At 71.9% G+C, this 4,604-nt stretch carries 5 protein-coding genes and 1 tRNA gene; 3 read left to right on the top strand and 3 right to left on the bottom strand.

From position 1 onward, the window contains the following. The 3 genes from D6718_13475 to yajC form a co-directional block, all read right to left on the bottom strand. Nucleotides 1-362: hypothetical protein (locus tag D6718_13475; protein RMG42717.1), on the bottom strand; the 362-nt coding region annotated here is incomplete at its 3' end. Nucleotides 363-377: 15 nt separating this feature from the next. Continuing rightward, nucleotides 378-1,973, bottom strand: a complete 1,596-nt coding sequence (secD, locus tag D6718_13470) for a protein translocase subunit SecD (protein RMG42716.1) — start codon at nt 1,971-1,973, stop codon at nt 378-380. After that, nucleotides 1,970-2,293, bottom strand: coding sequence for a preprotein translocase subunit YajC (gene yajC, locus D6718_13465; protein RMG42715.1), 324 nt, complete (start codon nt 2,291-2,293; stop codon nt 1,970-1,972). Before yajC ends, secD begins: the two co-directional genes overlap by 4 nt. Nucleotides 2,294-2,461: 168 nt before the next feature. On the opposite strand from yajC, the gene D6718_13460 reads away from it, so the two are divergent. From D6718_13460 to D6718_13450, 3 genes are all read left to right on the top strand, one after another. After that, entirely contained in the window at nt 2,462-3,142 is a 681-nt protein-coding gene (locus tag D6718_13460) for a laccase domain-containing protein (GenBank protein RMG42714.1), read from the top strand. After that, complete coding sequence (locus D6718_13455) at nt 3,139-4,494, top strand: ATP-dependent 6-phosphofructokinase (protein ID RMG42713.1); 1,356 nt, start codon at nt 3,139-3,141, stop codon at nt 4,492-4,494. The genes D6718_13460 and D6718_13455 overlap by 4 nt, the downstream gene beginning before the upstream one ends. A gap of 13 nt (nt 4,495-4,507) precedes the next feature. After that, a tRNA-Ser gene (locus D6718_13450) sits at nt 4,508-4,600 on the top strand. Nucleotides 4,601-4,604 lie beyond the last annotated feature (4 nt).

Below are 4,604 nucleotides of genomic sequence, written 5' to 3'. Positions count from 1 at the left end.
TTCCCCGTCTCCCCCGCGGCAGGACCCTTCTCCTGGAGAGCGACGCGGATGATCACGTCCTCTCCCTCCACACCGGCCACGGTGCCCTCGAAGGCGCTCCCCAGTTCGCTCTTGGTGAGCTTCGAGGTGGTGACCGACACGCCCGTGAGGCCGGCGTCGGCGAGGCGGGACCGGATGTCGTTCAGGTCCGTCGCCTGGGAGTAGCGGACGATGATCTGCGCGCCGCCGGCGAACTCGACGCCCTTCCGGATTCCGCGCGTCGAGACGGTGGAGATCGCCGCGACGACGGCCACCAGCGAGATGGTGAGCCAGAGCGCGCGGTAGCGCATGAAGTCGATGTGGGTCTCGCCGATGATCCGCATCGCCGTCCTCCCCGCTCAGATCGAAAGCCGCGGCGTCGTCTGCCGCGACAGGGACCAGTCGAACAGCGTCCGGCTGACGAAGATCGCCGTGAACATCGAGGCGACGATCCCGATGCTCAGCGTCGCCGCGAAGCCCTTCACCGGACCCGTTCCGTAGTTGAAGAGGAACACCGCGGCGATCAGCGTCGTCACGTTGGCATCGATGATCGCCGACAGCGCCTTGGAGAAGCCGCCGTCGAGGGCCCCCTTGATCGTCTTCCCGGAGCGGAGCTCCTCGCGGATCCTCTCGAAGATCAGCACGTTCGCGTCGACGGCCATGCCGACGGTGAGGATGAAGCCGGCGATGCCGGGCAGCGTGAGCGTCGCGTCCAGAGCCGACATCAACGCCGCAACGAGCAGGAGGTTGAGGACCAGCGCGATCACCGCGTTCAGGCCCGCCCGCTTGTAATAGACGAGCATGAAGCCGACGACGAGCAGGAACCCCAGCACGATCGCCCGGGCGCCGGCGATGATCGAGTCACGGCCCAGGGACGGTCCCACGGTCCGCTCCTCGATCGTCCGGACCCGTGCCGGCAGCGCGCCCGCCCGCAGGTTGCGGGCGAGGTCCTCCGCCTCTTCGTAAGTGAAGGCGCCGGAAATCTGCCCGTTGACCGAGATCTCGGAGCGGATCACCGGGGCCGACAGGATCTTGCCGTCGAGGATGATCGGCATGATCCGGTCGATGTTCTTGCGGGTGAAGCGGGCGAACCGGTCGGCGGCGGCGACCTTCAGCCGGAAACCGACGGCGTTCTCGCCCCACCGGGTGGTCTGGCGGAACGCGCTCTGCAGGTCGTTGCCGGTGATGACCGCCGTCTTCTCCACCGCCCAGTAGGAGTCGATCACCGGCGGCGCGGACGGATCCTCCCTCTTCACCGCCGGGAGGATCTCGACGCCGGGCGGCAGGGTTCCGCCGAGCTGGGCCAACACGTCTTCCGGGCTCTCGCCACGGAAGGGCCCGTCCCCGTCCTTGTAGTAGGCGAGCCGCAGCTCGAGTCGCGCCTGCGTCTGGATCGAGCGCTTCACGCGGGCCGGGTCCTCGACGCCGGGAAGCTGGAGCAGGATCCGGTTCCCCTCGCCGCCGCCCACGCGCTGGATCACCGGCTCGGCCACGCCGAACTGGTCGATCCGGTTGGTGATCGTCGTGAGCGCCTGCAGGACCGCCTGCTCCCGGGCCGCCTCCTCCTCCCGCGGCGGCATCGACGCCTTGATCACATCGCCCTCGATGTGCGGCTTCCAGCGGGCGAGCTCCTCTTGGATCACCGACAGCGCCTCCTGCAGCCGGTCGGCGGGGATACCGCTGACCTCGAACTCGGTCGTCGAGGTCGAGGCGGCACGGGCGTCGGGGAAGCCGGCGTCCCGGAGCCGCTCGCCGGTGCGGGTCGCGGTCAGGTCCGTCTCCGCCTTCACCGCGTCGTCGGTGACGACCTCGAGCAGGAGGTGCGAGCCGCCCCGCAGATCGAGGCCGAGGTGCATGTTGAGGATCGGCTTGCCCGGACGCGGCCACGCCTGGAACAGCGCGACCACGACGACCGCGGCGATGAGGATCAGCCTCCACTTGAGCGTGGCGCTCATTTCGACTCCTCCGACATCTTGCCCGCCACGTTGCGGCGCAGCAGCGTCACCTCCACCTGCGGCGCGAGCCGGAGCCGGATCGTCTCGTCCTCCAATCGGGTCACCGTCCCGATCAGCCCGCCGGAGGTGATCACCTTGTCACCGGCCTTCAGGGCCTTGATCATCGCCTCGTGCGCCTTCTCCCGGCGCCGCATCGGGAGGAAGATGAGCACGTAGAAGATGAGAACGATGCCCAGGATGGGGATGAAGCTGACCAGCATCTGGACCCAATCGTTGCCGGCCGCGGGAGCGGCCTGGGCGACCGGGGCGAGACGAAGCATGCGGGCGGCCTCCCTCCGGCGCACCGCACCGGCCCGGGAGCCGGGCGGCGGAGCCGAGGTTGCTGGGGTTCGCGCTGGGTGTGTCCCGGCGGCGCAAAGACCGCCATTCTTGCCCTCTCCCCCCCGGGGGTCAAGTTCCGGCCTCCGGGAGGCGTTCGGACCCTCCCGGTGACCGCGCCGGTCCTGCGTTCGGCACGTCTCGCGGCCGACCCCGCCGTGCCCCACGGGTTCGTGGCCGTCCCCGACGGCGCGCCGCCCGTGTGGCGCCCGCGGCAGGTGCACGGCGCTCGGGTCGTTCGGGCCGGACGGGGAGCCCGCGCCGCCGCCGACGGGGCGCTTTCGGCCGATCCGTCCCTGCGGGTTGGCGTGGTCACGGCCGATTGCTGCCCCCTGCTGCTCGCCTCGGAGGACGGCCGGCTCGTCGCGGCCGTCCATGCCGGCTGGCGGGGTCTCGCCCGGGGAATCGTCGAGGCGGCGGTCCGGGCCATGGCCCGCGCGGGCGCCTCCCCCGCCCGGCTCCGGGGAGCGGTCGGCCCCGCCGCCGGCGGCTGCTGCTACGAGGTCGGGCCGGAGGTCCTGGAAGCGCTGGGCCTTGCCCGCGGGACCGGACCGGGGGGCCGCCGCCGCATCGACCTCCGCGGGTTGCTGCTCGAGCGCCTCGCCGCGGCCGGGGTGGCGGAGGGAAGGGTGGAGCGCGTCGGCCCCTGCACGATCTGCAGCCCCGACTGGCCCTCCTACCGCCGGCAGGGGGCGCGAGCCGGAAGGGCGCTGGCCTGGATCGCCCCCGCCGCGCCCGCAGGCGCTAACTTGTCCGGGGGCGGCTCCGGCCGCCCGCGGGAGAGGCGATGAGCGAAATCGTGCGACCGGAGGAGACCCGGATCCCCCGGCTGGGCCCGGCGGAGGTCCCGTCGCCGATGCAGGCGGTCGCGCCGCCGTCCGCCTTCGTTGACGACGCTCCGGGAATCCTCCTCGACACCGACTGGGAGAAGGTCCGCGCCCGGATCGAGGCGGGCGAAGAGCCGCCGTGCCTCGAGCCGGCGGGGCCCCGGCGCCGGCTCTTTTTCCGACCGCGCGAAGTGCGCGCGGCCATCGTCACCTGCGGCGGTCTCTGCCCGGGGATCAACGACGTCGTGCGCGCGGTGGTGCTGACGCTCCACTGGCACTACGGCGTGCGCGAGATCTTCGGGATCCGCTACGGCCTGCGCGGCTTCGCCACGGGAGACGCGCCGCCCCTGCGCCTGACCCCCGAGGTCGTGCGGACGATTCACCACCAGGGCGGCTCGTTTCTCGGCTCGTCCCGGGGCACCCCCCCGCCGGAGCGGATCGCCGAGGTGATCGAGCGGCGCTCGATCGATCAGCTGTACATGGTCGGCGGCGACGGTACGCAGCGCGCGGCGCTGGCGATCTCCGAAGCGGCGCGGCGGCGCGGGCTCAACCTCGCCGTCATCGGCATCCCCAAGACGATCGACAACGACATTCCGCTCGTCGACCGGACCTTCGGCTTCACGACCGCGATCTCCGTCGCCCGGCACGCGGTCGACGCCGCCCACGCCGAGGCGGAAGGGGCCTACAACGGCGTCGGGGTGGTCCGCCTGATGGGGCGGGAGGCGGGCTTCATCGCCGCTCATGCGGCGCTGGCCTCCGGGGAGGCGAACTTCGTCCTCGTGCCGGAGGTGCCGTTCGGCCTCGACGGCCCCGACGGCTTTCTCGCTCACCTGGAGCGGCGCGTGGCGGAGCGGCGGCATGCCGTGGTGGTGGTGGCCGAGGGCGCGGGGCAGGACCTGCTCGCCGAGGAGCGGCGCCGCCTCGGCTGCGACGCCTCGGGGAATCCGCGCCTGGCCGACATCGGCGGGTATCTGTGCCGCCGTATCCGCGAGCATTTCCGCGCCGCGGGGCTTCCCCTGACGCTCAAGTACATCGATCCCGGATACACCATCCGGTCGGCGCCCGCCGTGGCCTTCGACGCGATCTACGCGCAGCAGCTCGGCCAGAACGCGGTGCACGCCGCGATGGCCGGCAAGACGGAGATGCTCGTCGGGCGCGTGCACGGCCGGCAGGTCCACGTTCCGATCCGCCTCGTCACCCGGCTGCGAAAGCGGATCGACCCCGGCGGCCTCCTCTGGCGGGCGGTGCTCCAGAGCACGGGACAGCCGGCGCGGATGGGCGGCGCCGCTTGCTCGCCCCAACCCGCTTCGCCATAATCCCGGCGCCTGCGGAGAGGTGCTCGAGTGGCTTAAGAGGACGGTTTGCTAAACCGTTGTAGGGGTAATCCCCCTACCGTGGGTTCGAATCCCACCCTCTCCGCCAGCCG

It is taken from the genome of Acidobacteriota bacterium, assembly GCA_003696075.1.
Lineage (GTDB): Bacteria > Acidobacteriota > Polarisedimenticolia > J045 > J045 > J045.
The sequence above is the reverse complement of the archived record's forward strand: the minus strand, read 5'-3'. Positions and strand labels throughout refer to the sequence as shown.